Raw genomic sequence first — 25,910 nt, 5'->3', positions numbered from 1 at the left:
TGCTCAGGCGCGACTTGGCACAATAGAACCACCAGCCAACCCGAAAGGTCCCCAATGAGCAACCTCCAGCGTATTCTGCGTATGGCATCGAAGGCCCTCGAGCAAAAGGGACAGCCGTCTTCCGGCAAGTCAGGCAAAACGGATTGGCGCGAGATGGTGCGCACCGCAGCCGACAAGGTCACCGGAGACAGCAGGCCCCCGGCGAACAACGTGCAGCGAAATGCCGCTCCCATTTCTTATTCGAATTCGTCGCCGGCTGTGAGCGCAGAAGACCGGGCGGCCATCGCCCGCTACGACTATCTGCTGCAGACCGCGCAGCCCCAGCAACTCGAGCAGGTACACCGTGATGCGTTCGCGGGGCTCACGCCGGCGCAACGCAACGAGGTCGACGCCCAGCTGCGCACAGAGCTGCCCACCAACGAATACCCGGCATCGACCAGCCCCGAGGACCTGGCCCGGTCGGCCACCCGCGGTGAAGCACAGAACCCCGGCCTGCTGAAGAAACTGTTTGCCCGACCGTCCGGCCGAGGAGCCGCCGGCGCCCTTGCCGGAGCGGGAGTCGCCGCAATCGGGCTCGGTGCCGGCGGGCTTCTTGCCGCCGTCGCCGGTGGCGCAGTGCTCAGCAATGTGGCCGGGCCCCTCCTGGAACAGGCGGCCGGATTCGGCGTCGATTTTGAGAACCTCGCCGGCGGTCTCGAGGGAGCCACCCAAGGCGTCACCGACGGCGCGGGCGAGTACGTGACCGGACTAGGCGAGCAGGTCTCCGATCTGGGGTCGAACTTTGAGATCCCCGGTCTCTCGGCGCTTGGCAACCTGTTCGGCCGCGAGTAGGGAGCACCACCGAAGGAGGTGGCTTCGCTGGGCGTCGCTGCGCGACTTGCGCGGGCTTAAGCCGGACTATGCCGGAGTCTGTCGTGCCATCGGCACAATGCCACCCGCGCTACGCTGACGTGTGCAACTTTCCCTGTGGCTGACCCTCGCGGGAGCCGGCGTGCTGATCAGCTTCACCCCAGGCGCGGGCGCGATCAACACCATGAACAATTCGCTCACGAGCGGGTTTCGTCGCTCGATCTGGGGAATCCTCGGGCAGCAGGCGGCGCTCATCGTGCACATTATCGTGGTGGCGCTCGGCGTCGGGGTGTTGGTCGCAGGGTCGCCGATTCTGTTCAACGTCATTCGTTATGCCGGGGCCGCCTATTTGGTCTATCTGGGCATCCGTTTAATTGTGCAAAAGCCCGCCCCGTCGCGGGACATGGCTGCGCCGCGCGCTCGGGAACCCGCCTGGTCGATGTTTCGTCGCGGCCTCTGGGTGAACCTGCTGAACCCCAAGGCGCTCGTGTTTTTTCTCGCGTTCATGCCGCAGTTCATTCGGCCCGAGCAGCCTCTGCTCCCCCAATACGTGGTGATGACAGTCACCGTGGTGCTGATCGACGTGGTCGTCATGTGGCTGTTCTTCGCGGTGGCGGCGAGATCATTTCAGCGCTTCACGAATACGGCTCGCGGGCAGCTGATTCTCAACCGCACTTTCGGGATGCTGTTCGTCGGCGTCGCGCTACTGCTGGCGCTTGTGCACTGAGTCGGCTCACGGCGACACGAGCCGGAGATCGGGAAACGTGGTGCGATACCTGCGCGTATATCTCGTCACCAGCGTGAGCCTCTCGACGACGGCGCGCGCGCCAAGGAAAAAGCCCGGAAGCGTCGCGATGGGGGTATCACCGCGACTGCGATAGGACTGATGCGCTCGATCGGGCTCCGAGGTCGAGGACGCCGGGGAGAGCACCACTATTACGTCACGTTAGATGTCGGCGGCCTGGGGCACCCCGGCTTGCATTTGAAAATGCGTGTGGCGAGCTCTGAGACCGGCGCGGCTACTGTTGAGCACATGGAATGGTGGCAGGTGCTGGTCAGCGTGCTCGGCGGCCTCGTATTGCTGTGGTCAGCGTTGATCGGGGCGCTCTTGTGGATCTCCCGCGGTCAGGCGGAGAAGATCAAACTGGTCGACGCTCTCCGCCTCGGTCCCGACGTTTTGCGGCTCACGCGGCGCCTCGCCACCGACCCGACCGTGCCCCGCGGGGCTCGAATCTGGCTGGTCGTACTCCTGGTGTACCTGCTGCTACCGATCGATCTGGTGCCCGACTTCATTCCGGTGATCGGATACGCGGACGACGCGATCATCGTGGCGTTGGTGCTGAGGTTTGCAACGCGGCACGCCGGAGCGGATGCCTTGGACCGGCACTGGCCCGGTACGCCGCAGGGGCTCAGCGCCCTGCGCATGCTTGTCGGACTCGGCTGAGCAAAAACCTTTGACGTCGATCGGGTGGCGCGCGGAGACGTTGACGGTCGGTTTCCTGGCAACCGAACGCGTCGCCAGCAGGCGAGGAGTTGTTTAATTCGCGCACTCTACGCCCGGCGCGTGCGCACCCGAGAGCCAAGCTGCAAGGGGTGAAATGCGAAGCACTTTCTACTCGTGGCCGTGCTGATTCCTGGCTTAGACGACGGGCGCCACGGGCGGAGTCTTTCGGGCGAGCGCGAACGTGCTGTTGCCCCGGCCTGCGATATGAGAACGGATGATCGCTCCCACCTGACTGTACTGCGGGGTGCCGTTCGCCGGATCGACCGCGCTGGCGGGCACCACATCTAGCCACATTGTTCCATCGTAGGTCGGTGGGCGGCATCGTCCAGGCCACACGACCGGCGAGGTCGGGGCATCCGCTGGATGACCCATGCGCAGTCCTGCCACGGTGCGCGCGGCAGAATAGATGGATGACTGACGCCGGTGACTTCGTGGACCGCACGCTGCAATACGAAGCCACTTGGGAGCGGGCAGCTGAGGCGCAGGCCCGCTTGGGGAACAAGCTCGAGTTCTATGGCGCGTCGGTGGGTGCCGTGCGGGGAACCGTCCGCGACTTGGCCCGCCGGTACAAGAACATGACGCACGACGACGTGACCGCCCTGAGCTCCGAGCTGTGGAATGTGCCGGTATTCGAACGCCGCCTCGCGGCGATCGTGCTGCTGCAATCGAACGTGACCCGGCTCGACAACACCGACCTCACGCGTATTGAGGGGTTTCTGCGCGGAGCGGGGCTGCCAGAGCTCGCGGATCCGCTCACCTTCGATGTGGTGCTGCCCCTGGTGCAGGCGCTGACCGGCGCGTATCGTGGCCGAGCGGATGCGTCCCTGGTGCGGTGGTCCGGCGACGGTGACCCGTGGCTGCGCCGCGCGGCCCACGGCGTCAACGCGAAAATCGCTCGCGCGTGACTGCCAACATCGAGGGGAACTCCTCATCGGAGTTGAGGTTCGCCAAGGTCGGTGAGAATGTCCCGGAACGGCAGGGTCTTGATGATTCCAGGGGGGTTTACTGTGGCTGGCGAATCGCCCCTGGCTTAGACGACGGGCACCACGGGCGGAGTCTTTCGGGCGAGCACGAACGCGATGTACCCGGCCAGGATCTGCACCGCGCCGACAATGATCCACAGCGTCATCTCCGGCACGGCCGCGTAGAGCAGTCCGAAGGCGAGGGGGCCGGCACCGCTGCCGACATAGGTGCCGATCTGCACGATGCCGGTCGCGCTCGGGGTGGCCGGCCCCGCCACCCGGGACACCACGAAGTGCGTGAGCCCCGGCCAACCCCAGCCGATCCCGAGGGCCAGCAGCATGCCCGCCACGAACGTCCACTGGGTGTCGACCGCCATCAGTAATACGCCGGCGCCGCCGATGCACATCATGACGGCTACGGTGGCGAGTGCGAACGTGCTGTTGGCCCGGTCGGCGATTCTGCCGACGACGACGCGCACGACGACACTGAGCAGGCCACCCACGCTCAACAGAATGCCTGCCCCGGCCAACGGCAGTCCGCGCTCGATGCCCGTGATCACCGCATACGCGGTGACGGCGCCGGTGGCCGCGGCCGAGAGCGTCGTGACGCTGGTCATCAGCAACAGATATTTCATCAGCGGTGGGGTCAACGGCACGTGCGATCCACCGAGCCGGAGGCGCGCCAGCTCACCGCGTGGCACCGACCACCAGAACAGTGCGCCCACGGCGAGCGCGAACAGGCCGGCGAGCCCGAACCCCCAGTGCCAGCCCAGGGTGAGCGCGAGCGCGGGCACCGCCAGCCCGGCCAGGAACGCGGCAAACGGAATCGCCGACTGCTTGATGCCGAACGCCGTCGCGAGCATTCCCCGCCGCACACGCAGGTTGATCAGCTGATTCGCCGCCGGATGACTGATGCCGTTGCACACCCCACCAACCGCAGCCCACACCAGCAGCCACACCCACGACGGCACCAGAAAAGCCCCTCCGATCAGGCTCAACGCGCCAATTACCACCCCGAACAGCGTTGCCGAACGGATGCCCAACCATGACACCACGCGCCCGGCCATCAGGGACATCACCGCGGCCGCACCCCAGTAACTGGCCACGGCCGCGCCGAGCACCCACTGCGGCGCCGGAATATCGCCCTGGATCTGCACGAACAGGGCGCCGAGCAGGAACACTGGCAGCCCGCCCGTGATGGTGGCGCCCACCGCGAGCACCACCGCGCCAGTGCCCGACTCGCGCCGGCGCATCAGGTACGCACGAGAGTCCGCGAGCGGGGCGGGAACGCAGCCGCCAGCCGGTCGCTGCGATGGCACTCGACCCTCTTCATCCGCTTGATCAGGGCGGCGAGACGGTGTGTCATGATGCTCAAATCGGTGCCTTTCATGTCGATCACGGCCGTAAGCGGGTGGGTCCGAGGCCCACGGACATCACCGTTGGTCAGTCGCTTCGAGCCATTTCTACCGACAGGTCATGCAGCTGACGGGCCAGAGCTGCGGCCATGCCCGCCAGCTGAGCGCGAGTGGGGCGGTCGCCGGCGTCTGCTGGTGCGGGGGCCAAGGCTGACACGTCTGCGCCGACCACGTCGAGGTCGAAAACCACCCGGTCGGCGCGGTGCCAGGTGGAGAACAGCTCGATGGGCACGCCGTTTTCGTCCAGGCTTGTGCCTTCGAGCAGCAGCACCGGCTCCCCCACGGCGATCTCCAACAGCTGTGCCAGTGCCGTCGTTGCCGATACTGCGCGCACCTGACGGCGCCCGGAGACGATCGACACGCCCAGGCGGGAACGCAAAACGGTGTGTAGCGAGGCATCCGTCAGCTCGGCCGCCGTGAGGCCGCCACCGATCGACGAGGGAAGCCAGGTGTGAATGACCGCCAGGGGGCCGGTGCCCGCAGATCTCAGGCGACGGATACCCACGACCTCAGCCGCGCCCAGCGCCGCCGACGCGACAGCATTCTGCTCGGGCGCTAATGCGAGCACGGTCGTGAAGACGTCAGCACCCTCGGCCGAGATCTGGGTGGACAGTCCCGACATGCGCTGCACGAGACGATGATGCTCTCCGCGCGGCGACACCACGCTGCCGCGCCCGCGACCGCGTTGCACGAGGCCGTCGGCGCTGAGCGCGGCCAACGCCTGACGAACGACCGAACGGGACACCCCAAATCGATTTTGCAACTCGGCCTCGGTGGGCAACTGCGACCCGGGCGGGAGCACGCCGTCCACGATGTGTGAACGGATGATCGCCCCCACTTGGCTGTGCAGCGGGGCGCCGTTTGCCGAATCGACCGCGCTGGCGGGCACCTCATCTAGCCACATCATTCCATCGTAGGCCGGAGCACGGCATCGTCCGGGCCGCGCGACCGGCGCTGCCGCGGCATCCGCTTGGCCGGTCATGACGCTTAGGCCTTCTGCGCGGCCCGCCACACGTGGTCCCACCCGGGCGCGAGTGCGGCGGCGCGCTCCAGCGACAGCACGAGGCTGGCCTCGCGGGCGATTCCCTGACCGGCGATATCGAACGCGGTGCCGTGGTCGACCGATACGCGCACGACCGGCAGCCCGACCGTGATGTTCACTCCATCGTCACCGTAGACGGCCTTGAAGGGAGCGTGCCCCTGGTCGTGGTAGCAGACCACGACCAGGTCGTACTTTCCGCGCACGGCTGCCGGTATCAGGGCGTCGCCGGGCAGGGGGCCCACGACGTTGAGTCCACGAGCCCGAGCCTCGGCCACGGCCGGGGCCAAAATGTCGGCATCTTCATTTCCGAAGAGGCGATTTTCACCGGCATGCGGGTTCAGTCCGGCGAGCCCGATGACCTCATTGGGCTTACCCATGGACTTGGCGAATGCGCCAGCCAGTTCCAATACCGTCAGGGTGCGCTCGATCGTGAGGTTCTCGATCGCCTGCCGCATCGACACGTGTGTGGTGAGGTGAAAGAAGTACAGGTCCCCGGCCGACAGCACGAGGGAGAAATTTTTCACCCCAAACTCGTGGGCGAGCAGCTCGGTGTGGCCGGGCCAGCTGTGCCCCCCGGCATGCATCGCGGCCTTGTTCAGCGGCGCGGTGACGATTCCCTGTACCTCGCCGGCGCGGGCGAGCCGGCAGGCTTCCACCACAAAACGGTAGGCGGCATCGCCGGCCGCCGCGCTGAGCACACCCTGCTCCACGTGCTCGAGCGACGGACCGGTCTGCAACAGCTCAATCGTTCCGGGCTCGTTACGAGCATCGGCAACACTCTTGATCACGCGAATAGCCGCCGGGTCGCCGCCCACATTGAGCACGCCACGGCGCATCGCCGCCTCATCGCCGATCACGACGGGAACGCAGCGGGTGCGAACGTCTCCGTGGCCGAGGAGCGTCTTGGCCGTGATCTCGGGACCGATTCCGGCCACGTCTCCAATAGTGAGCGCAAGGATGGGAAGCGTCATGGGTGTACTCCAGTGTTCGGGTTGGCTGTGGGGCTGAGCACGTGGTCAGCCAGGAGTTGGGGAAGAATGTCGGCAATCGACGAGGTGGCACCGAAGCCGCCGGCCTTCGTGACAACCGTGAGGCCATCGGCCAGGCCGCCATCGATCAGACCCACCGGAATTCCCTCGCGGATCGCGTCCGTCACCACGATGGCGCCGGCATCGAAACGATTAAGCACGGCCCGCGCACCCTCGCCGCCCATCAGCACCAAGGCGCCCACGGAACGGTGTGCGAACAGCGCTGCGGTGATGGTCGCGAGCCCGTCGGCGATGATCACGGTCGCCGTTTCGGCTGCCGTTTCGGTTCCCGTTTCGGTTCCCGTTTCGGTTGTCGTCGGGGCAGTGGCTGCATCAGGCCGCTCCGACGGGGTCGCCACGATCACGATAGCGGGAAGGTGCGGGGTAGCAGCCAGTTCACCGGCAATCCAGAGGCCGATCGCACCCGGTTCGAGAAACACGTTGAGGCTCGGCGCGAATGTGCGCACGTGTTGCGGCGGGGTGACTCCGACGAGATGATCGTACTGAGACCGGGAAATATCGTGCAGTGAACTGAGCACGACAACGACACGCGCAGCCCGCACCGGCGCTGGCTCCGCGGGCACGGCGAGGTCATGGCACCAGACTCGTGAGAGCGCAACGGCAAGCCCGGCGCTCCCGACGGGAATGGCCTCCGGTCCGAGCAGGGCCACCGCTTCGGCCAGTGTCAGGATGTCCGCATCCGTCGCCGCATCGACCGTGACCACGCGGGTCGGGTTCTGGGCCGCTACGCGCAGTTGCTTGGCGTGGTCCGAAGCGGTTCCGTTGTCGAGGGCGACGTGCACGCTTCCCGGCACCAATTCCGAAAGCAGATTCGTCGTCACCGGCGTCACCGGGTCGGTACCCGCGGCCGTGGTCTCAACGCCCTGGCCGTTGACGAGAACCCGACCGTTCTGCACGGTTCGATTCATCGCCGGATAGGCCGGGCACACCACAGCGAAGGCAGCGGTGTGAAGCTTCTGCCAGGCGTCGAGTGCGCCCAGAATTTGGGCGTGGGCCGATCCGCGCATCGTCGAGTCAATTTTGAGCAGCAGCCGATTGACACCCGCATTCCCGAGCGCCACCACGGCCTCCGACGTGCTTGGCCGCGCGAGCAGCGCGGGCTGGGCACGGGCATCGGACACCACCGCGAGAACCGTACCGTGGCTCGCGAGCCCGCTGTCGGGCGCGGTCAGCAAGAGCCGGGTGCGCCATCCGTCGCGGGCAAATTGCACCGCGGAATCACCGCCACCGGTGAGATCATCGGCCACGATACCCACGGCAATATGGTCGGCGTTCGTCGGGCTTGCGGGTGGGGCCGGGTGCGCCACGGCGTTCGGGCGGGGTTCAGTCATGGCGTCGGGTGTGATCGTGACGGATGCCGCGGTGGCCGGTCACGAGTGCTCGATCGTGCGTATCGACACCGTGTCGCCGGACGACTCGGTCTCCGGCTCGTTGGAGACCAGGCCACCCTCTCGTTTGAGCACCCAGGAGGCCAGCAGGGGCGCAAACACCGCAGTGACGAGTACTGCGGACGCGACCTGGGCTGTGGCGACCTCGACGTAGGGCGCGAAGGTGGGGTCGGCCAGGGCAATGATGGCCGGAGTGGCGATCGCGTTGCCGGCCGTGGTGGCCGAAGCGATGCCGATGCCGGACTTATTGCCGCGGCGCAGAATGAAGCGGTAGCCGAGGTAGGCGAGCGCGCCGGTGAACAGGGTGGCGACGATGCCCACGATGATGCCGGAGAGTCCGCCGGCCAGCACGTTCTGCAGGTTGATGCCGGTACCCAGCGCGAAGGCGAAGAATGGAATGATCATGTTCGGAATCGGGCGCATGATCTCGGTCCACTTCTGGTCGAGGTTGCCCACCAGAATGCCGACCAGCAGCGGAATTACGGCCGCCAGAAGCAGCTGGAAGGGGATGTTGGCGAGGCCGGCGACGCCGAGGAAGAGCATCGAGAAGAAGGGCCCGTCGTTGATGGCCGAAGCCATGTACGCGCCGCGGTCGCGGGCGTCACCGTAGCGCCCGGTGAAGGCGAGCCAGAGACCGCCGTTACTGTTGTCCATGGTGACGAGCAGGGCGAGAATCGAGACACCCAATATTCCGTCGAGGCCCACGATCTGGGCGAGGAGCACGACGACGGTGGCCGGGAGAATGGATTTACAGAGCAACAGCACTCCGGAGGTGGCAAGAACCGGACCGGACGTCTTCAGGGTAATTTGCATGCCGGTCGCAAAGATCAGCAGGCCGATCAGGGGAAGCGCGCTGGCTTGGAACAGCGCGGTGGTGAAGTTTCCCAGGGTGAGAAAGCCGGGAAAGAACGTGCCGACAACCGAGCCGAGAATAAGCGGAATTAGCATCAGCCCACCGGGAATGCGGTTCATGCCGTCAAACAAAGGCACTCGGCTGACGATTTTGGATCCGGCTACCATGGCGAATCTCCTTAGGAATGGGCGGCGATGCCCGTGAATAGTGTGTACGTACACAATGTACCTACTCTATCCGGTGAGGTCGCAATGTCAAGCCATCGACGCCCGATGCGGTTCGGGCGCCCGGGTCTCCTGCGAAAAAACCCTCTGTTGGCGTCGATGACTGCAGGCGCGCGAGAAGCCGCGTGATAACGGCCCGTGCAGCGATCTCCGGCGCCCGGCCCAACCCTGCGCGTAGGCTGCGGGTATGCGCGCAATCATCGTGAACTCTCACGGCGGGCCAGAGGCCCTCACCCTGACGACCGTGCCCGACCTCGAGGTCGGGTCCCACGACATCCGTTTGGAGGTGGCTGCCGCGGGAGTGAACCGGGCGGACGTCATGCAGCGGCAGGGCAAATACCCGTCTCCCGCCGACGCACCCCAGTGGCCGGGGCTCGAAGTCTCCGGGGTAGTGACCGAAATCGGCGATGACGTCAGCCGCTTCGGCATCGGAGACCGGGTCTGTGCCCTGCTTCCCGGCGGCGGCTATGCCACCGAGGTCGTGGTGCACGAAGGCCTGGCGCTGCTGGTGCCGCTGTCGATGGACCTCATCGATGCCGCCGCCCTGATCGAAGCCCTGGCCACGGTGTGGTCGAACGTATTTATGAGCGGCGAGCTCGCGCCCGGTGAGACCCTGCTCGTACACGGTGGCGGCAGCGGAATCGGCACAACGGCTATTCAGCTGGCCCGGTTGATGCACGCCCGGGTGGCCGTGACGGCCGGGTCGGCGGAGAAACTCGCGGTGTGCGAGAGCCTCGGGGCCGAGGTCCTGATCAACTATCGCGAGCAAGACTTCGTGGCCGAGATCAAGGCCGAAACCTCCGGCCGCGGCGCCGACGTGATCCTTGACATCATGGGCGGCTCCTACGCGGCACGCAACATCGAGGCCATCGCGGTCAACGGGCGCATCATGGTGATCGCCAACCAGAGCGGCGAACCAGCCACGTTCGACCCTGCCCGCCTCATGCAGAAACGTGCCCGATACTGGGCCACCACCCTGCGAGCGCGCTCCCTGGCCGAAAGAATCGCCATCGTGCGTGCGGTCAAGTCGGCGGTCTGGCCCTTTATCACGTCGGGCGAATTTCGACCCGTGATCGACGGCAGATTCTCGTTCGCGACCGCAGCGGATGCGCACCGGCGGCTGGAATCATCCGCTCACGTGGGCAAGATCGTGCTCGTGCCCTGACCGGCACGTCGGCTGTATGAGAGGGGGTCTAACCGACCGGCGTGACCCCCTCTGACCAGCGTCGAACCACTACGCCTGTTTGTCGGCCAGCTCTGCGGCTGCGGCCGCACGTGCGGCCCTGGCCTCGGCCTTCGCTGCGGCAGCGGCGGCCTTGACGTCAGCGTCGATCGCGTCGACAAAAGCGGTGTGCTTGGCGCCGGGCAGCCAGCCTTTGTTGACGACCTTCAGCTGGAACAGGCAGGCCGCAAGCACGAGCACGACACCGATGACCACGGTGAGCATGACACCCACGGCAGTGTTGTCGCCGAGCAGGCTCACGCCGATAAGCATTCCGAACCAGCCGAAGTCGGTATCGCCGAAGGTACTGTTGGCGAAGCCGAGGCCGCCGAGCACGAGCAGCAGGATGGCTGGCAGAATGGTTATCAGGATACCGTTGACGAAACCACCGACCATGGCACCGATGCGACCACCGGTCGCGTTGCCGTAGACACCGGCGCCGCCGCCCGTGAAGAAGTGTGGCACCATGCCGGGCAGAATCAGGGCGAGACCGAACATCGGGCCAAGCCAGATGGCCAGCACGCCAAGGCTGATCAGTCCACCGGCGAAAGAAGCCAGAAAGCCGATGAGCACGGCGTTGGCCGCGAACGGAAAGACGATCGGGATGTCGAGCGCGGGGCGGGCGCCGGGAACAACTTTCTCGGCGATGCCCTGGAACGCGGGCACAAGCTCGCCGAGAATGGTTCGCACACCGTAGAGAATGATGGCCACACCCACGCCAAACTGCAGGGCCTGGGCGAAAGCGGCCATGATGAACGCACCGGCGTCGGGCGAGCCGAAGATGCCGAGGGCATCCGCTCGGGGAAGGGCGATAAGACCCCAAATGGCGAAGACCATGTAGATGGCAACCATGGAGACCGAGGTGGCCACCATGGAGTCGCGCAGAAAGCGCAGGTTTTGCGGAAAGTTGACGTGCTCAGTGCTCTTGCTGCGCTGGCCGACGGCTTGGCCGACCGCGCCGGCGGCGATGTAACCGAGGGTTCCGAAGTGCCCAATGGCGATGGTGTCGTCGCCGGTGATGCGCTTGGTCCACGGCTGAGCGAAGGCTGGCATGACCACCATGATCACGCCGAGCAGTCCACCGCCGATGACGACGACGAGCCAGCTGAGCTCGGAGCCGAATCCGACCGAGAGCACGACCGCGAGCAGCATGGCCATGAAAACCATGTGGTGCCCGGTGAGAAATACATACTTAAGTGGGGTGAATCGTGCGAGCAGCAGCATCACAATGAAGCCCACCACGAGCACGTAGGCGCTCGTCGCTCCAAATTCTTCAGCCGCCAAGGCGGTGATGACCTCATTGGTCGGAATCACGCCCTGCGCGCCGGTGACCTGCAGAATCAGGTCGCCGAGCGGGGTGAGCGAGGCAACAACCACACCGGCTCCGGCACCGAGAATGAGAAAGCCGAGAGCCGCCTTGAGGCTGCCGCCGATGATGGCGCCGACCGGCCGACGCAAGGCCATGAGCCCGACGGCCGTGATGATGCCCACGAGATAGGCCGGCACATTCAAAATCTGCTGGCCGATGAAATCCAGAATGACTAAGAACCATTCCATGAGGGGGTGCTTCCTCTCCTACTCAGTCGTGCGTTGACGAAACAAGGCTATTCGAGTGCGCTGGTGAGCTTTTCGGTGATCTCGTCGAGGTCGAAGAAGTTGTCGATGACGATGACTTGGGCCTCGACGTCGCCGATCTCCTCGGCGAGCTCTTCGCTGGTGAGCACAATCTCGGCGTCGCGCGCCATGCCGCGAGCCACACCGATATCGGCGGCCTCAACATCGGCATCGATGCCGAGCGTTCGCAGCACCTTCTCGGTGTTCATTTTCAGGAGAACGGATGTACCGATTCCCATTCCGCAGACCGCGATGATCTTCATGAGTGTGCCTTTCGTTGCAGTTCGCGGCTGGCCATGAGCGCGAGCACCTCGGCCGGCGAGTCAGCCGCCTTCAGGGCAGCGACCAGTTTGGCGTTCATGAGCACCCCCGCGAGGGCCTGCATCATCTCGAGGTGGCCTTCGTGGTCGAGGGCGGCCAGCCCAATGACAAGCGACACCGGGTCGTTCTTCTTGTGACCGAAGTTCACCGGCTCATCGAGAGTGACCCAGCTGAGCCCGGCGCGCAGCACAGCGGGTGAGGGACGCGAGTGGGCGATGGCCAGACCGGGCGCAATGACGATGTAGGGACCGAGCTTGTCAACGGCGGCGATCATCTCCGCCGTGTAGTCGTCGGTGGTGACGCCACCGGCAACGAGCGCGTCGCCGGCCAGCCTGATCGCGGCCTGCCAATCGACCGCTGTGACGTGGGTGCGTATCGACGCCGCGTCGAGTTCGGTAGCGAGATTGACCGTCATGCCGTCAACTCCTTATTCCGGCCTCAAACCGCAAGACCTCATCGTCTGCCCCAAAACTCTGGCGCCGTGATCCGAGCCTAATCCGCATCCGAAACTTTTGTCTATAAGTGATCTAAAGTCGGGACGAAAGTCCCTAGCGAGTGAGGCGACTGATGCGGTCGGCGTCGAAAAGGGCATCCTGGGCAATGAGGGAGGCGCCCAGCACGCCCGCCTTTTTACCGAGACGACTCGGCTCCACGGTGAGACCGGCGCCGGAAAATGCGCGCACCCGCGCCAGCACGGCATCGCGCAGCGACGACAGGTAGGGGTCGCCGGCTTCGGCGAGCTGGCCACCGATGATGATCATGGCGGGGTTCAGCAAGCCGGCAACGTCGATGAGGGCCTGCCCGATTTCGGCGCCGGCCGCGGTGAGCAGCCGCACAGCGTCGGGTGAGCCCATGCGCGACAGCGCCACGATATCGCCGGTGGTGCGAATGCGGTAGCCGAGGGCATTGAGCTCGCGGCGAATCGCATAGCCGCTTGCGACAGCCTCCAGGCAGCCATGCTGCCCACAGCTGCACAGCTCGGTGCCGTAGCGAAAGCTATGCGAGAAGTCGCCAGCGCCGCCGCGGGCACCCCGGTAGACCCGGCCGTCAAGCACGAACGCGCAGCCAATGCCGAGCCCCACCTTGAGTACGGTGAGGTCCCGATTTTCGGGCCATCCGAGTCGGGATTCCGCGACCGCCATGATGTTCACGTCACGGTCGACGGCGAAAATAGCGACAAAGTCGGCCGGAAAATAGTTCTGCACGAGCACGTCGTTCCACTGTGCGTCGATTTGGGGGGCGGCGAGTCTGCCGGTCGCGGCATCCACCGGACCGGGCACGCCCACGCCGATCCCGCGCACGTCGGCGCGGGTCTTACCGAGCCGGCGAAGGAGATAGTCGAAGACCTGATTGGCCCACGTGAAGACGGTGTCGGGGCCTTCCCAGAGCCCGATATCGGCCTCGTCTTCGATGAGGATCGTCGAGACCAGATCGGTAACGGCCACGCGGGTGTGCGAGCCGCCGATATCGACACTGAGAAGCAGTCCGGCGTCTTTGTTGATCGCGAAGCTTTCGGCCGGTCTGCCACCGCGAGAATCAGTCTGGCCGGCAACCATGATGATGCCGGCGGCGAGCAGTTCGTCGAGGCGGCGAGCCAGCGTGATGCGCGACCAGCCGAGCTCGTCGATCAGTGCCGGCCGGGTGGTTGCAGCGCCCGTGCGTATGAGGTCGAGCACGACGCCTGAACCGGTCGACATGGCGCGTGCCACTGAAGCTCCTCTTTATTGACTTATGTATATGAATATACCAATGTGTGAAGTATGACTCTGAAACGCAGTCTTGTCACCATCGATGTCACTGCTGATGCCTTCGCCGAAGTCTCCCTCGCAATGGCAGCGGCGGAACGGCTCAGCGCCGACGGTCTCGCGGTGCGCGTGGTATCGATGCCGTGCATGGAGTGGTTTGCCGAGGCTTCTCAGGCCTACCGCGATGAGGTACTGCCGCCCGCCGTGCACGCCCGGGTGGCCATTGAGGCCGCACGCAGCTGCTCTTGGTGGCGCTGGGTGGGGCTGGACGGCGAAGTCGTCGGAATCGACGACTTCGTCGAATCGGGTAGCGGCGCCGAGATCATTGCCGAATGGGCCCCGACCCAGCCATAGCTCCTCTCCGGCACGTGGGAGCCGCAGTTCGCGCCCCTTTGAACGAAGCGGCCTTTGCGGGGCAGAACTTTCGAGCGCACGTCACCGTGAAATCGGAGCGGCGCGTGCACGCGGGTGACGATCTCACTGAGCCAGATCGCCCTGGTGAATATGGCGCCGCGGGCGTCAACGAGCTGCCGCACGGTGCTCGCGACACTCGACCAGAGTGATTTTGTCCAGTGAGTTGTGCGTGGCTCGGCGCCGCGCCGGCGGCGAGTACGCTCGAACCGTGTTGTCCCGCGATCTGATTCGTCTTTACCCCGAGCTCTACCACGTGGCCGCCGACCAAAGCTGGCCCGCCATCGAGCGACACGGGCTGCTCAGTCCGACCGCGCTCGTGACCCGCTGGGGTGTCAGGCAGGGAGCCCCGCAGGCCATCATTCTCGGCAAGCGGCGCGGTGAGTCACGCGTGCTGGAGCATGCGGAATTCGGAACCGCGGTCATCCGTCATCAAAAGGCCATCCATGAGGCGTCGCTCGAGGACGCCCTCGAAGACATGACCCTCACGGAGTGGTACGCGGCCCTCAACGACCGCGTCTTCTTTCACCTGCAGCCCCGGTTGCTGCGCGACCTGCTAAACGCCCGCTCCTATCGCGACGATGCCCACACCGTGATCACCCTGAATACCAGGAGCCTGGTCGCCGCCCACGAAGACGAGATCGAGCTGAGCGCGATCAACTCCGGGTTCGCGCAACGGCACAGCAAGGAACCGCGCGGGCGGGGTACCTTCGCGTCAATCGAGGACTACCGGCATCCCACCCGGTCACACGCCGTGACGAAGGGGCAGGATGTCGCCGAACTCGCTATCCCTCGCGGGGTACGCGACCTGCGCGACCACGTCGTACGCGTCGAGCGGATGCGGGAGGGCACGACTCTCGAGCGCCTCGCCTGACTCTGCGGCTCAGCGGGCCGCGAGGTACTCGACGGCGGTGACGATGAGGGGCGAGGTCGCGAGAGCGAACAGGGTCGTGGCGGCCGCGGCGGCGAGAACCGTGAACGTCGTGCGCCGGGTGCGGGCAGCCGCGACCTGCTGTTCGAGCGCGGTGAACCGGGCGTGCAGGTGCGCCGGCGCGAGCGGCTGGCCGGCCTCCAGCCAGGTTGTCGGGTCGTCGATGAGGGCGGTGAGCGCGGCCTGCTGCTCAGCGCTGAACACCTGCGTGCGTCCGACGAGCCACCGGCGCAGGCGTGGCGAGTCGATGACCGTCACGGCATCGGGTTTGCGGGCGAGCAGAATCTTGTGCGGGTTGACCAGCACGATCACGGGTTGCACCACGGTCGTCCCCGGCATCACTGCGGCCAGCAGCGCGGTGATCTGGGCCGATTCGAACTGGGCATCGCGCAGGTAGGGCATGGCGTGTTCGCCGATGGGAATCGAACGCATCGACCCGGTCAAATCGCGGTCCCAGTGGGTCTTCGAGTTGATCGAGAAGATTCCACCGGGGCCGACGACGAGGTGATCGACCCAGAAGGCCGTATTGCGAATGGGCAGGGAATGATAGACGCTGTAGCCCTCGGGCAGCCGTCCGAGGATGTCCCCGACAATCATTTCTGCCTGCGCGGCGCGCAACCAGCTCAGCTCGTTCACATCGAGCGGCGAGGCGCCCAGGGTGCGGGCGAGTCGGGATCGCGGTGGCCGATCGCCATGTTGGCGGAGCAGTTCCTCGACGACGGACTGGCCCGCAAATCGACCGGTTGCGGTGGGTACGACCGACGCCAACAAGCGTGCAGGCTCGCTGTCACAAGCTGGTACTCCAGCGCCGAGAATTGTTATAGCCACGTTCACTTGCCTCACCACGGGTTCGCACCCCGTATTGTCGTGGCACCGACATCCGCCGTTTCCGTACAGACAATCGGCAGCGTCGCAGCGTTGGTTAGCAATTCCTAAGTAATTCTCACTCGCGTGTGGAGCGACGTGCGAGGCTGGCGCGGAGCGTCCGCTGTCACTCTAGGGGTGCGACCCCGAAGGCGGCCTCCCCCACTAAGCAGGGCAACGTCGGCTAGCCTGAAAGCCAACCCACCGATTGGATCTGCTCGTGAAGCACCTGACTTTCAACGTTTGCGCGATCACGGGACTCGGATTCAGCGGCCTGGCCGTTCTGCTGCTGCTGGCCAATCTGCTCTCGGGCAACCAGTTCGTCGACGTGATCCTTCCGGCGGCCGTGGTCTCGCTCGTGATCGGCGGCGCGTTCTCGGTGCGCGCGCGCCTGCTCTCGGCCAAGGGCCACGGGCCCGCCAAACGCTAGCGGCTATCGCCCGTGTCAGATCGCGGCACTATCGACGGGCGAATACCCCAGGTCACCGGGTTGTCGATCACAGCGGCCAATTCCATGCGTTCGATCGGGCGCAACACCTGCGGACGCGCGGCCAGCCATTGGCTGAGCGTCGCCGCGCTGAGTACGGGCACGGGCACGGGCGGCGTTTGACGCTGCGTCGCCCGCCCTGCCCCGGTCTGTCCTGAAGCCGTACTGCCCGACGCCATCTTTCCCGACGCCGAACGGCCGGTGACCCACAGCGCGCGGGCGCCCAGCACGACCAGCGCCGGCTGAACTGCACTGCGCAGCGGCAGCCGCCCACGCAGCAAAAGCGTGAGGCGCCGCGCTCCGGATTCGGCAAGCACCAGATTCGGTGAGCGCTGCCCGACGACGAACAACGTGTGCCGGTGCACCCAGACGATCCGCCCGTCGTAGAGCTGCGTGTACAGCGCAAATACTCCACCTGGCCCAACGAGCAGGCGCACCGCGCTCGCTCCGTCACCTCCCAACGCCGGTGAGGCGAAGGCGGCCCAGTGGTCCGGTAGCGTCGCGAGCACTTCGTCGACCGCACTCTCATTGCGCGCACGGACCAGCGCCAGGTCGGTCGGCGTAGCGGCAGCCTGACGCGACGCAAGGCCGAGCGGCCAAGCTGGGCCAGTCGATGATCGACGCGCTCCGGTGCAAGGCGATTCAGGCAGTTCCGGGGGCGTCACCAGACGCCGCCGCGTGGAGAGAGTGTGAGTCATGAGTGCTCCTCGCCGGGTTCTACATTTTGCCAGTGCCACCCTCACTGCAAGACCCCCAGAATGGGGGACTCTTCACCAAGCGGATGCGGGCCCGCCGCCCCGGGTTTCGCGGCGGCCGGGCGGGGCAACGTATATTCGCAGGGTCGTGGATCTGAAGTCAGAAGGAGTCTCATGACCGTGAAGGAGCGTGCACCCGAGACCGGCTAGAGCGTCGTAGGCGCTGTGGGTGACGGCGGCCGAGCCTGATGCGATGACGCGCATCCTGTCGGACCGCCCCGACGAGCTCGCGACTCCGGGCGCCGAACCGGTCGTCGCACCCGTCGCACCCTCCGAGTCCGCAGCGTCAGTCGCTGACACACCGGGCGAGGTCTACTTTTCAGAACTGGACTGCGGCCCGGCAGTCGTGCTACAACGCGCCCATGAGCCCGGGCAATGTCAGCAGAATTTCCAGGGCAGTGAGGGTGCTGAGCACGATTCCCAGCGGCAACCACAACAGACGGGTGCGCCGGGCGCTGGCTACTTCGGCCTCGAGCTCGCCGAAGCGTCGCAGGATCTCGGCCGGCTCCAGTGCTGTGAGGGCCTGCCAGAGCAAGGGATTCTCGACGAACCCAGCAATTTCCAGCCGACCAAGTGGCGCCAGCACCGCCGGCAGTCCCTGGAGCCACGCGCACAGGTCGACGGCCTCGATGACTTTGACCCGCGACGGCTGCGCCTTCACGATCACGCTCTTGGTATCCACAAGCACGACGACGCCGTGCACGGACGCGGCGCGCGGCATGCGTTGGGAGAGAAGAGTGGTGAGACTGACGGCCTCGTATTCAGCTTCCCTTATATACGGAATTTTTCGGGTACCGACCCGCACGCTGCGCCCGGCGACCTGCACGGCTTTGCGCGCCTGCCGGTCGGAGTGGAGGGCGAACACGCCGCCGGGGCCGATCACCAGGTGGTCAACGTCGGCGCCGCTGTCGCCGACCGGCAGGGAATGAAAGACGATCCATTCGCTGGGCAGTTCGGCCAGCGCCTGGCCCACCGCGATTTCGGCGCGGGCAGCGTCGAAGCAGCGCGCGCCGTCGGTGCCGAGTGGGGAACGGCCCATCAGCCGTTGCAGTGGATTGCGGGGCGCCACCAGACGCTGCTCCAGCAGGAGCACTTCTATGATCGACTGCGCCGGGCAGCGCTGTCGCATGATCGGAGCTTCGATAGTCACGGTTCTCCTGTTCGGGAGTTTGAATATAGCCGTACGGAGGATGACCGCAAGAGCCCCCGTTTGCGGTACTTGCAGGTGAAGGCCGTTAGGAGCCCTGTCGCGCTGGGCGGCACCCGATCGGCAAGCCGGTGCACCAGCTGCGGCTTGCGCACGCACGTTAGGGGGTGTACCTTGACCCGCTTAGGCTGAGGCAGCAACTCGGGCATGGCCATACGGTCTCCTGCGCCTGGGGGCACCAACGTAAGGCACCTGAACCATGAACAAGAAGAACATACTCATCGCGACCGCTGTAGGCGTCGCAGTCGCGCTGGGCGGCGCGGGCGTTGCCCTGGCCGTCAGCGACATGGGTGACAACGACGGCCCGCTCACCGGCGAGACCCTCGACCGCGCGAGCAACGCCGCCCTGGCCGAAGTGGGCCCGGGCACGGTGACGAGCGCCAACCGCAACGACGACGGCGGAAGCGCCTACGACCTCGAGGTGCGCCTCGACGACGGCACCGCGGTTGATGTAGAGCTAAACGATTCGTTCGACGTGGTCTGGGTCGGCGACTACGACAACGACGACAGCAGCAACTTGTCAAACAACAGCTCATCAGACGACAGCTCAGCGGCACCGAGCTCGACTGCGAGCGCTACGGCCGACACGAGCGCCACCGACCAGGCCGCGAGTGAGCGTGCCAGTGCCGAAGCCGCAGCCCTCTCCGCGGTCGGCAGCGGTCGCGTCACCGACTTCGATCGGGACGACGACTGGGATCACCTCTACGAGGTTGAGGTCACCCTCGACGACGGCAGCGACCGCGACGTCGACCTCGACGCCAACTTCGTCGTCGTGAGCATCGACGACGTTCAGCAGTAGGTCTTTGCCGTGAAGCGCTGGGCGAATTCGCCCAGCGCTTCACCCGCTTCAGCGTTCGACGAGAATTCCGTCTTCGTCGCAGTAGACGGTGCGACCGGGAGTGAAGACGACGCCGGCGAACTCGACGACGGCATCCGCTACCCCTGAACCGGTCTTGGAACTCTTGCGTGGATTGCTGCCGAGGGCTTTCACCCCGAGGTGGAGGGCACCGATGGCGACCCGGTCGCGCACGGCACCATTGATGATCGCACCGGACCATCCGTTCACGACGGCGAGGTCGGCGATCATGTCACCCATCAGCGCCGAGTTGAGCGAGCCGCCGCCATCGACGACGAGTACGGCGCCGTCACCGGGCGTGGACAGGATCCACTTGAGTAGGGCGTTGTCTTCGAAGCAGGTGACCGTGCGGATCGGGCCGCTGAACCGGGTTCGCCCACCGATCGTCTGAAACTGCAAGGGTACGGATTGCAGCTCGTCGCCACGCTCGTCGTACAAATCGGCGGTCGACACGGTCATTGTTCCTCCAGGGTCTCGTTGCTTCCAGAGTAGGCCCGGGCGGGCTTGAAACGGATGCGGTCGGTGCTGGCGGTAACGCTCGCCAACACGTCGGGCAGCACCTTTACGCCGATACCGGGGCCGGTTGGTACGCGCAGGTGGCCGTTCTCGAGCTCGAACGGTGCGGTGAGGTCCTGCGCGAAGTACCGGTTGGAGGCCGAGGTGTCGCCCGGCAGTACGAAGTTGGGCAGCGCGGCAAGGGCCACGTTGGCGGCCCGGCCAATGCCGGTTTCGAGCATACCGCCGCACCACACCGGCACGCCGTGGGCCGCCGCGACGTCGTGGATGCGCCGGGCCTCGAGGTAGCCGCCGACCCTGGCCGGCTTGACGTTGATGATGCTGCAGGCGCCGAGAGCGATCGCCGTCGCGGCGTCGCGGGCGGATTTGATCGACTCGTCGAGGCAGATCGGTGTCGTGATGAGCTTGGCCAGGTTGGCGTGGCCGAGCATGTCGTCTTCCTTCATCGGCTGTTCCATCAGCAGCAGGTCGAAGGGGTCGAGCCGAGCGAGGTGGCGGGCATCGGCGAGAGTGTACGCGGTGTTGGCGTCGACCTGCAGCAGCAGGTCGGAGCCGAAACGTTCGCGCACGGCCCGCACTGGTTCCAGGTCCCAGCCGGGTTCAATTTTCAGTTTGATGCGCAGGTAGCCTTCGGCGAGATAGCCGGCGACGGCGTCGAGCAGCTCCGGGATCGAGTCCATGATGCCGACCGAGACCCCGGCTGGCACGGTGTCGCGCACCGCGCCGAGGTGGCTGCCGAACGAGACGCCGGTTGTGTGCAGCTGCGCGTCGAGAATGGCCGTTTCGAGCACGGCCTTGCTCATCATGTGACCCTTGACCGGCTCGAGCGCGGTGACCACGAGTTCGGCGCTGAGTCGGTCGCCGAGTGCCTGCAATCGGGGCACCAAGTGGTCACGAATGACCAGGTCGCTCGCATCCAGAAATTCACTACTGTAGAGCGGATGCGCGTCGGCGGCGCACTCGGCCCAGCCCTCAGCATCCGCTGTGAGGACACGCACCACGGTGACTTCCCGCTCGGTAGAGGTACCGAACGAAGTACGAAACGGCTGCACCAGCGGCATGTGCACGCGACGCAGCTCGATGGTCTCGATTATCATTCTGTTCCTCCTGGTGCGAGCCGGTACCGGCCGTCACGGCTGACCCCCCGGGCTATATGCCCCGAAGCGAATACATCGGTGAATGTCGAACGGATACTGCGCCGCCAGTCTGCCGCGACCTGCGGGTTCTGCTTGCGCAGCGCCACGATGTCGGTGGGAACCCGGCACCACAGGGCGTTATTCGCCGCCACGAGTACGGGGTCGCCGTCGGGGCCGTGTCGGAGCACATCTTTCGGCTGAAAGACGGGACGCCTCACCGGGATGGGGCGTTCTTCGCTGCAGGCTGCGGATTCGGCGCTCGTGAGCGGCCAGACGGCGACCAACCGGTCGCTCTCGTCATTGGCGTTCATCTCGCCCTGCATCGGTCCGTAGAAATCAATGGCGTACGCGCTCGCATAGGCGCCGAGTTTGCTGAGGTTGAAGCGGGCGTTGCGGCTGACCAGGGGATCGAAAGTCCAGGTCATCGCGGTGAGGTCGCGGGCCAGGCCCCAAGCCCGCTGGTGCTGTTTGAGGGCGAAGCCCACGCCTCGGTCGCTGATGCCGGGCAGCACCCCGGCGATGAGGGAGTACATCGACTGGGACTGCGGGGTAACGATCGCGGCGGCGGCGCCGATTATTCTGCCAGCCTGATCGCGGGCCGCGCTCACGTTGCAGCCGGCATGACTGATGCTGCGGAGCAGTTCGCAAGGGATGGCGCTCTCGCCGGGCGGCAACAGCCAGACCCGGTTGAACAGGGCCTCGATCTCGAGAAAACCGGCCAGGCTGCCCTCGTCGTTCACGAAGACGCCGGCCGATTCGGCCGCGATCAGAGCCGCGGCTTTGGCCTGCACCGTGATAGCGACGAGAGACGGTTTCTGAGACATTTGCCCAGTGTGACAGCCTCGACCGCCAAGTGTCTGCCCGACTCGATCTGAAAAAGAGCCCCCGCTGCCCGAAGGCGCCGGCGGACAGAAATCCTGCTAAAGCTGTGGAACACTCGATTTCAGGGTCTGAGCTTGGGACACTTGTTCTATAAGCCAGAGCGGCGACACCCCCCAGCAGCAGGGCGCGGCCGATCGCCTTCCAGACGGGCTGCCCGACAGCGAAACAGTGAGGCTAGCGTCGTGGCCGCGCCCGGGGCAGAATAACTAGGTGATTCGCAAACGAGTGCTGGCACGCGGCGAAGTGCAGGGCGTCGGGTTTCGATACGAAGCCCGGGCCCAGGCCCGCCACCTCGGCCTCGTCGGGTATGCCCGCAACCTCCCGGACGGCACGGTGGAACTCGAAATCGAGGGGCCGGAGGCATCCGTTTCACGCATGCTGCGATGGCTTCAAACCGGCCCACGCTACGCCATCGCGAACGTGCTCGAGGTGAGCGATGTTGCCGCGACGGGCGAGAGCGAGTTTCAGATCACCGGCTGAGGTCGGAGGCTACTCGGCGCTGGCGTAGCGTTAGCCTATGATCGCGCGCACGGACCCTGCCGGGAGGTCGGGCATGAGAGCGCGCACCGCTTTCGGTGTGGCGCGACTGGGCCTGACAGCCTCGGCCCTCGTGGCACTGATCGGCTATTTTCAGTACACCCTCGGGCTGGCCACGTTTGCGATCGCGAACTTCTTCAGCTATTTCACGGTGCAGAGTGCCATCGCGTCGGTCTTCGTCTTCGTGGCGGCCGCCGTAGTAGCCTTGCGAAGGCCCACCGACCCGGCCTGGCTTGACATGTTGCGGGCCATGGTGACGACCTACATTCTGGTTTCGGGCGTGGTCTACGGAATCATCGTCTGGCAGTCCTCGGGGGCAAACTACTCGATCGAAGTGCCGTGGTCGAGCCAGCTGCTGCACTTCGTGATTCCGGTCTGCGCCCTCATCGACTGGATCGTCGACCCGTTCAAGGCCCGCCTGCCATGGAAGTACCTCGGCTGGGCCATCGTGTTCCCGGTGTTCTGGCTGGTCTTCACCCTGATTCGCGGACCGATCGTGGGGTGGTACCCGTACTTTTTTCTCGACGCCCGCCAGGTGAGCGGCCCCGGCGAGACCGTGTTCTACTGCCTGATCATCGTGGCGATCATCACCGGCATTGCCGCGCTGCTCACCTGGATTACCCGTTTGAAGCGGATGCCGCGCCACCTGCTTCCGCCCTGGCGCGCCTAGCTATTCGTCGGGAACCGCGAGGAACGGCTCGAGCGCGGTGAGTGCGGCTGCGAGAAATTCCTCGTCGTCGAGTTCGCTCAACCGGGTTGCGTTCTCGGCAGCGACCAGACCCATCAGAATGGGTTCGCCGGTGAGCGGCATCATGTTGACCCACACCGGAAAGTCGGCGTCTTCGCCGACGATGGTCCAGAGCCGGGCAGCGGTATCCCAGAACGGCACGTCGAAGCGCAGCCAGATCTTGTCGACCACGCCCATGCCGAGAGCGGCGATGGCCCCCCGGTGCGCAAAGGGCAGCGCGGGCGAGAACTCGATCGCCGCATCCTTCAGCACGCCGAGCGGCACTGTCACGATAACCCGATCCGCCGACAACGACTCACCGGTGCCGAGGCGCAGACTCACACCGCGGTCGTCGTGGGCGATGCGGTTGACCACGCTCGAGAGCAGCAACTCGAGCCCCTCCGCGTCAGCCGTAAGCAGTGTTGAATATCCGCCCACAACGATCTGATCGTCATCGGCATTGGCGATATTGGTTGTGTACCAGGCCGATTGCTGGCTCGGCGTGGCTCCCGTCTCAACCTTGAACCTGGTAGCGATCTCGTATTCGAGCCAGTCGGCGTTCGACAAGCCTTCAGCGTTCGGGGTGTTCGACAGTCTGGCTTCGCCCGAGTCGACCAGGGCACGTTCGACCGAGACGTCCCGCTGCTGATCGGCCGCCCACTCGAGGGCGCCCGCGACGGCCTGGGCGCCGAGCGGGGACACTTCAACAACCACACCGGCGCGGGTGCGCACCTCGGGAGTGCGCACGAAGGGCAGCAGAGTCACTCCGAGGGCGGTCAGCTCGTCATTTGGAAAGCTGTCGGAGGCGCCGTGCAAAAACGACGGCCCGCGTTCGATCGGAAACGGCCAGTCACCGCTGACGGTGTCGATGCGCCCGCCGATGCGATCGCGCGCCTCGATCACGACCACGTTGAAACCGGCATCGACAAGCTGCCGAGCTGCGGTGATCCCGGCGATGCCAGCACCGACGATGGTGATGCGTTCGCCGGGCGCCGCGACATCCTGCACCTGGCTGGCCGCGAGCAGGGCCGAAGCGCGCGCGCCCCGCACGGTGCCGGGCTCGTCGACCGCCACGGCCTCACCGGCGAAGAACACGCGGGCGTCGACAGTCTGGCCGAGGGCCGTGCGATGCTCGGGCGTGGCGCCAACGGCGGCATAACTGAACGATCCCCGCGAGAACGCGTCGGTCGACCAGTTGGTGCGGGAGACCGTAAGCGGCTGAGGCACCAGCGAGGGTGTGAGCGTGTTGGGCGAAGCGGATGGCGTCGGCACCGGCACCGGCGCGACGCACGCCGCGAGGGCCAACACGGAAAAACCCGATGCCGTGCCGAGCAGAAAAGTGCGCCGCTTCACGATCGGTCCGGCCCAGAACGGTGATGCAGTCCGGCGCCAGTCATGAAACTAAACTACCGCAGACCGTCTGGGATGACATTTTCTTCTCAAGGTAGTCAGTTGCCTGACCACCTGTTCTCTTTCTTCGTGATGCAGCTGCTCGTGTTCTTCATCGTGGCGTCGTGGGCCTCTTCGCCTGGCTGTTGGTGCCGGCCGCGGTCGCGGGCTTGGGCGGGTTCCTGGCCTTACGCCGGGCCACTCCAAAGAACTAGGGGCTAGGACTGGCGGCGTTCCTCGGCTATAGAGTTTCCGCCGTCGACAACGAACACCTGCCCGGTGACATAGGAAGCCCCGGGGGAGGCGAGAAACGCGATGACGGATGCGACCTCCCCCGGTGTGCCGCTGCGCCCGGCCGGAACGAGCGCACCTTCGAGGGCCTCGCTCGTGAGCTGGGACCCGGTCGCGATCCAGCCTGGGGCCACGGCGTTGGAGGTGATGCCGGCTGCGGCCTCGTCGACGGCGAGTGCCCGGGCGAGTCCGACCAGCCCCGCCTTGGCCGCGGCGTAGGCGACGTCGCCGCGGCTCGCCATGATCGTTCCGCTCACGCTCGACACCGTCACAATGCGGCCCCAGCCGGCCGCGCGCATGAACCCGATCACGGCGCGCGTGGCGTGGAAGGCCGTGGAGAGGTTGATGGCCAGGCCATCATCCCATTCAGCCGGGCTGGTCAGAATGTCACCGTGGCCCATCTCCGCGTCGCCGACCGCGACCATGCCGGCGTTGTTCACGAGGACCGTCGGCTGGTACCCGCCTGCGGCGAGCGCCGACTGCAGTTCCGCAGCGCCAACGGCAGACTCGAGGGTACAGACGATTCCGACGGCATCGATGCCGTCGGCAATCAGTTCCTGCGCGCGGTCGTATACCCGCGCGGTCGTTCCGGTGAGGATCACCCGCGCGCCGAATTCGCCGAGCAGCCGTGCTGCTGCGAAGCCGATGCCGGTGGTGCTGCCCGCCCCGGTCACGAGGGCCGTGCGGCCGCCGAGGTCGAGGGCGGCCGGGAGCACGCGTGCAGGAGTCATGG

General features: G+C 65.8%; 29 protein-coding genes. 11 read left to right on the top strand and 18 right to left on the bottom strand.

The features are described from left to right. Positions 1-54: 54 nt before the first annotated feature. The 3 genes from E3T47_RS09140 (at position 55) to E3T47_RS09130 (ending at position 2,293) form a co-directional block, all read left to right on the top strand. Positions 55-831, top strand: coding sequence for a hypothetical protein (locus E3T47_RS09140; RefSeq protein WP_134555775.1), 777 nt, complete (start codon positions 55-57; stop codon positions 829-831). Positions 832-952: 121 nt separating this feature from the next. Continuing rightward, a complete protein-coding gene (locus E3T47_RS09135) occupies positions 953-1,576 on the top strand; it encodes a LysE family translocator (protein WP_134555774.1) in 624 nt (207 codons plus the stop codon). A gap of 306 nt (positions 1,577-1,882) precedes the next feature. After that, positions 1,883-2,293: a YkvA family protein gene (locus E3T47_RS09130; protein WP_134555773.1), complete on the top strand. Its 411-nt coding sequence runs from the start codon at positions 1,883-1,885 to the stop codon at positions 2,291-2,293. Positions 2,294-2,488: 195 nt separating this feature from the next. On the opposite strand, the gene E3T47_RS15895 is transcribed toward E3T47_RS09130, so the two are convergent. After that, on the bottom strand, positions 2,489-2,647 hold the full coding sequence (locus E3T47_RS15895) for a hypothetical protein (protein WP_166805677.1): 159 nt from the start codon (positions 2,645-2,647) through the stop codon (positions 2,489-2,491). A gap of 116 nt (positions 2,648-2,763) precedes the next feature. On the opposite strand from E3T47_RS15895, the gene E3T47_RS09125 reads away from it, so the two are divergent. Further along, a complete protein-coding gene (locus E3T47_RS09125) occupies positions 2,764-3,258 on the top strand; it encodes a DNA alkylation repair protein (protein WP_134555772.1) in 495 nt (164 codons plus the stop codon). 125 nt (positions 3,259-3,383) lie between these two features. On the opposite strand, the gene E3T47_RS09120 is transcribed toward E3T47_RS09125, so the two are convergent. From E3T47_RS09120 to E3T47_RS09100, 5 genes are all read right to left on the bottom strand, one after another. Further along, positions 3,384-4,634 carry an MFS transporter gene (locus E3T47_RS09120; protein WP_134555771.1) on the bottom strand — a complete coding sequence of 417 codons (1,251 nt, stop codon included), beginning with the start codon at positions 4,632-4,634 and terminating at the stop codon, positions 3,384-3,386. A 124-nt stretch (positions 4,635-4,758) separates the two neighbouring features. Further along, positions 4,759-5,712 (bottom strand): GntR family transcriptional regulator, encoded by a 954-nt coding sequence (locus tag E3T47_RS16560; protein ID WP_206751336.1) that lies wholly within the window; start codon positions 5,710-5,712, stop codon positions 4,759-4,761. 5 nt (positions 5,713-5,717) lie between these two features. Further along, positions 5,718-6,743 carry a 4-hydroxythreonine-4-phosphate dehydrogenase PdxA gene (gene pdxA / locus E3T47_RS09110; RefSeq protein ID WP_134555769.1) on the bottom strand — a complete coding sequence of 342 codons (1,026 nt, stop codon included), beginning with the start codon at positions 6,741-6,743 and terminating at the stop codon, positions 5,718-5,720. Continuing rightward, positions 6,740-8,152 (bottom strand): four-carbon acid sugar kinase family protein, encoded by a 1,413-nt coding sequence (locus E3T47_RS09105; protein ID WP_134555768.1) that lies wholly within the window; start codon positions 8,150-8,152, stop codon positions 6,740-6,742. The genes pdxA and E3T47_RS09105 overlap by 4 nt, the downstream gene beginning before the upstream one ends. 39 nt (positions 8,153-8,191) lie before the next feature. Further along, a complete protein-coding gene (locus E3T47_RS09100; protein ID WP_134555767.1) occupies positions 8,192-9,229 on the bottom strand; it encodes a 2-keto-3-deoxygluconate permease in 1,038 nt (345 codons plus the stop codon). A gap of 244 nt (positions 9,230-9,473) precedes the next feature. Between E3T47_RS09100 and E3T47_RS09095 the strand changes: the two genes are divergently transcribed. Further along, on the top strand, positions 9,474-10,451 hold the full coding sequence (locus E3T47_RS09095) for an NAD(P)H-quinone oxidoreductase (protein WP_134555766.1): 978 nt from the start codon (positions 9,474-9,476) through the stop codon (positions 10,449-10,451). Between the two features lie 69 nt (positions 10,452-10,520). Here E3T47_RS09095 and E3T47_RS09090 read toward each other — a convergent pair whose 3' ends face one another. The 4 genes from E3T47_RS09090 to E3T47_RS09075 all read right to left on the bottom strand — a co-directional run bounded on the left by E3T47_RS09090 (position 10,521) and on the right by E3T47_RS09075 (position 14,152). Further along, on the bottom strand, positions 10,521-12,065 hold the full coding sequence (locus E3T47_RS09090; RefSeq protein ID WP_134555765.1) for a PTS ascorbate transporter subunit IIC: 1,545 nt from the start codon (positions 12,063-12,065) through the stop codon (positions 10,521-10,523). Positions 12,066-12,112: 47 nt separating this feature from the next. After that, the gene (locus E3T47_RS09085) at positions 12,113-12,385 is read right to left on the bottom strand and encodes a PTS sugar transporter subunit IIB (RefSeq protein WP_104198216.1); all 273 of its coding nucleotides are present in this window, start codon (positions 12,383-12,385) and stop codon (positions 12,113-12,115) included. After that, the gene (locus tag E3T47_RS09080) at positions 12,382-12,858 is read right to left on the bottom strand and encodes a PTS sugar transporter subunit IIA (RefSeq protein WP_134555764.1); all 477 of its coding nucleotides are present in this window, start codon (positions 12,856-12,858) and stop codon (positions 12,382-12,384) included. Before E3T47_RS09080 ends, E3T47_RS09085 begins: the two co-directional genes overlap by 4 nt. 133 nt (positions 12,859-12,991) lie before the next feature. Continuing rightward, entirely contained in the window at positions 12,992-14,152 is a 1,161-nt protein-coding gene (locus E3T47_RS09075) for an ROK family protein (RefSeq protein WP_134555763.1), read from the bottom strand. Between the two features lie 51 nt (positions 14,153-14,203). Here E3T47_RS09075 and E3T47_RS09070 point away from each other — a divergent pair, with 51 nt between their 5' ends. Next, complete coding sequence (locus E3T47_RS09070) at positions 14,204-14,542, top strand: transketolase-like TK C-terminal-containing protein (RefSeq protein WP_134555762.1); 339 nt, start codon at positions 14,204-14,206, stop codon at positions 14,540-14,542. A 229-nt stretch (positions 14,543-14,771) separates the two neighbouring features. Next, on the top strand, positions 14,772-15,473 hold the full coding sequence (locus E3T47_RS09065) for a DUF7002 family protein (RefSeq protein ID WP_134555761.1): 702 nt from the start codon (positions 14,772-14,774) through the stop codon (positions 15,471-15,473). A gap of 9 nt (positions 15,474-15,482) precedes the next feature. Here the strand turns inward: E3T47_RS09065 and E3T47_RS09060 are convergent, their stop codons facing one another. Further along, a complete protein-coding gene (locus tag E3T47_RS09060) occupies positions 15,483-16,358 on the bottom strand; it encodes a nuclease-related domain-containing protein (RefSeq protein WP_134555760.1) in 876 nt (291 codons plus the stop codon). A 256-nt stretch (positions 16,359-16,614) separates the two neighbouring features. On the opposite strand from E3T47_RS09060, the gene E3T47_RS09055 reads away from it, so the two are divergent. Then, a complete protein-coding gene (locus tag E3T47_RS09055; RefSeq protein ID WP_134555759.1) occupies positions 16,615-16,824 on the top strand; it encodes a hypothetical protein in 210 nt (69 codons plus the stop codon). Here E3T47_RS09055 and E3T47_RS09050 read toward each other — a convergent pair. Then, on the bottom strand, positions 16,821-17,579 hold the full coding sequence (locus tag E3T47_RS09050) for a hypothetical protein (RefSeq protein ID WP_134555758.1): 759 nt from the start codon (positions 17,577-17,579) through the stop codon (positions 16,821-16,823). The genes E3T47_RS09055 and E3T47_RS09050 overlap by 4 nt on opposite strands. 406 nt (positions 17,580-17,985) lie before the next feature. Continuing rightward, positions 17,986-18,786: a nuclease-related domain-containing protein gene (locus E3T47_RS09045; protein ID WP_134555757.1), complete on the bottom strand. Its 801-nt coding sequence runs from the start codon at positions 18,784-18,786 to the stop codon at positions 17,986-17,988. A gap of 256 nt (positions 18,787-19,042) precedes the next feature. Here E3T47_RS09045 and E3T47_RS09040 point away from each other — a divergent pair, with 256 nt between their 5' ends. Then, complete coding sequence (locus E3T47_RS09040; RefSeq protein WP_134555756.1) at positions 19,043-19,642, top strand: PepSY domain-containing protein; 600 nt, start codon at positions 19,043-19,045, stop codon at positions 19,640-19,642. Between the two features lie 48 nt (positions 19,643-19,690). Here the strand turns inward: E3T47_RS09040 and rraA are convergent, their stop codons facing one another. From rraA to E3T47_RS09025, 3 genes are read right to left on the bottom strand one after another with little or no spacing between them, the layout of a single operon-like run. Further along, positions 19,691-20,158: a ribonuclease E activity regulator RraA gene (rraA, locus tag E3T47_RS09035; protein ID WP_134555755.1), complete on the bottom strand. Its 468-nt coding sequence runs from the start codon at positions 20,156-20,158 to the stop codon at positions 19,691-19,693. Then, entirely contained in the window at positions 20,155-21,312 is a 1,158-nt protein-coding gene (gene menC, locus E3T47_RS09030) for an o-succinylbenzoate synthase (RefSeq protein ID WP_134555754.1), read from the bottom strand. The genes rraA and menC overlap by 4 nt, the downstream gene beginning before the upstream one ends. Further along, positions 21,309-22,175, bottom strand: coding sequence for a chorismate synthase (locus tag E3T47_RS09025; RefSeq protein WP_134555753.1), 867 nt, complete (start codon positions 22,173-22,175; stop codon positions 21,309-21,311). Before E3T47_RS09025 ends, menC begins: the two co-directional genes overlap by 4 nt. Positions 22,176-22,443: 268 nt before the next feature. Here E3T47_RS09025 and E3T47_RS09020 point away from each other — a divergent pair, with 268 nt between their 5' ends. Both E3T47_RS09020 and E3T47_RS09015 read left to right on the top strand, forming a co-directional pair. Continuing rightward, positions 22,444-22,713 carry an acylphosphatase gene (locus E3T47_RS09020; RefSeq protein ID WP_134555752.1) on the top strand — a complete coding sequence of 90 codons (270 nt, stop codon included), beginning with the start codon at positions 22,444-22,446 and terminating at the stop codon, positions 22,711-22,713. Between the two features lie 73 nt (positions 22,714-22,786). Further along, positions 22,787-23,440, top strand: a complete 654-nt coding sequence (locus tag E3T47_RS09015; RefSeq protein WP_134555751.1) for a Pr6Pr family membrane protein — start codon at positions 22,787-22,789, stop codon at positions 23,438-23,440. Here E3T47_RS09015 and E3T47_RS09010 read toward each other — a convergent pair whose 3' ends face one another. Both E3T47_RS09010 and E3T47_RS09005 read right to left on the bottom strand, forming a co-directional pair. After that, positions 23,441-24,850 (bottom strand): flavin monoamine oxidase family protein, encoded by a 1,410-nt coding sequence (locus E3T47_RS09010; RefSeq protein WP_134555750.1) that lies wholly within the window; start codon positions 24,848-24,850, stop codon positions 23,441-23,443. Positions 24,851-25,104: 254 nt separating this feature from the next. Continuing rightward, positions 25,105-25,908, bottom strand: a complete 804-nt coding sequence (locus tag E3T47_RS09005; protein ID WP_134555749.1) for an SDR family oxidoreductase — start codon at positions 25,906-25,908, stop codon at positions 25,105-25,107. Between the last annotated feature and the right edge of the window lie 2 nt (positions 25,909-25,910).

The sequence above is a fragment of the Cryobacterium ruanii genome (assembly GCF_004404055.1).
Lineage (GTDB): Bacteria > Actinomycetota > Actinomycetes > Actinomycetales > Microbacteriaceae > Cryobacterium > Cryobacterium ruanii.
Note: the sequence above shows the minus strand (reverse complement) of the source record. Positions and strands in the feature narration are given on the sequence as shown.

Coding starts and splice junctions, on each gene's coding strand:
- E3T47_RS09095 (WP_134555766.1), top strand. CDS start 9,474: ATGCGCGCAATCATCGTGAACTCTCACGGCGGGCCAGAGGCCCTCACC.
- E3T47_RS09090 (WP_134555765.1), bottom strand. CDS start 12,065: ATGGAATGGTTCTTAGTCATTCTGGATTTCATCGGCCAGCAGATTTTG.
- E3T47_RS16560 (WP_206751336.1), bottom strand. CDS start 5,712: ATGACCGGCCAAGCGGATGCCGCGGCAGCGCCGGTCGCGCGGCCCGGA.
- E3T47_RS09125 (WP_134555772.1), top strand. CDS start 2,764: ATGACTGACGCCGGTGACTTCGTGGACCGCACGCTGCAATACGAAGCC.
- E3T47_RS09105 (WP_134555768.1), bottom strand. CDS start 8,152: ATGACTGAACCCCGCCCGAACGCCGTGGCGCACCCGGCCCCACCCGCA.
- rraA (WP_134555755.1), bottom strand. CDS start 20,158: ATGACCGTGTCGACCGCCGATTTGTACGACGAGCGTGGCGACGAGCTG.
- E3T47_RS09050 (WP_134555758.1), bottom strand. CDS start 17,579: ATGACTCACACTCTCTCCACGCGGCGGCGTCTGGTGACGCCCCCGGAA.
- E3T47_RS09005 (WP_134555749.1), bottom strand. CDS start 25,908: ATGACTCCTGCACGCGTGCTCCCGGCCGCCCTCGACCTCGGCGGCCGC.
- E3T47_RS09100 (WP_134555767.1), bottom strand. CDS start 9,229: ATGGTAGCCGGATCCAAAATCGTCAGCCGAGTGCCTTTGTTTGACGGC.
- E3T47_RS09040 (WP_134555756.1), top strand. CDS start 19,043: ATGAACAAGAAGAACATACTCATCGCGACCGCTGTAGGCGTCGCAGTC.
- E3T47_RS09140 (WP_134555775.1), top strand. CDS start 55: ATGAGCAACCTCCAGCGTATTCTGCGTATGGCATCGAAGGCCCTCGAG.
- E3T47_RS15895 (WP_166805677.1), bottom strand. CDS start 2,647: ATGTGGCTAGATGTGGTGCCCGCCAGCGCGGTCGATCCGGCGAACGGC.
- menC (WP_134555754.1), bottom strand. CDS start 21,312: ATGATAATCGAGACCATCGAGCTGCGTCGCGTGCACATGCCGCTGGTG.
- pdxA (WP_134555769.1), bottom strand. CDS start 6,743: ATGACGCTTCCCATCCTTGCGCTCACTATTGGAGACGTGGCCGGAATC.
- E3T47_RS09085 (WP_104198216.1), bottom strand. CDS start 12,385: ATGAAGATCATCGCGGTCTGCGGAATGGGAATCGGTACATCCGTTCTC.
- E3T47_RS09025 (WP_134555753.1), bottom strand. CDS start 22,175: ATGTCTCAGAAACCGTCTCTCGTCGCTATCACGGTGCAGGCCAAAGCC.
- E3T47_RS09130 (WP_134555773.1), top strand. CDS start 1,883: ATGGAATGGTGGCAGGTGCTGGTCAGCGTGCTCGGCGGCCTCGTATTG.
- E3T47_RS09015 (WP_134555751.1), top strand. CDS start 22,787: ATGAGAGCGCGCACCGCTTTCGGTGTGGCGCGACTGGGCCTGACAGCC.
- E3T47_RS09080 (WP_134555764.1), bottom strand. CDS start 12,858: ATGACGGTCAATCTCGCTACCGAACTCGACGCGGCGTCGATACGCACC.
- E3T47_RS09070 (WP_134555762.1), top strand. CDS start 14,204: ATGACTCTGAAACGCAGTCTTGTCACCATCGATGTCACTGCTGATGCC.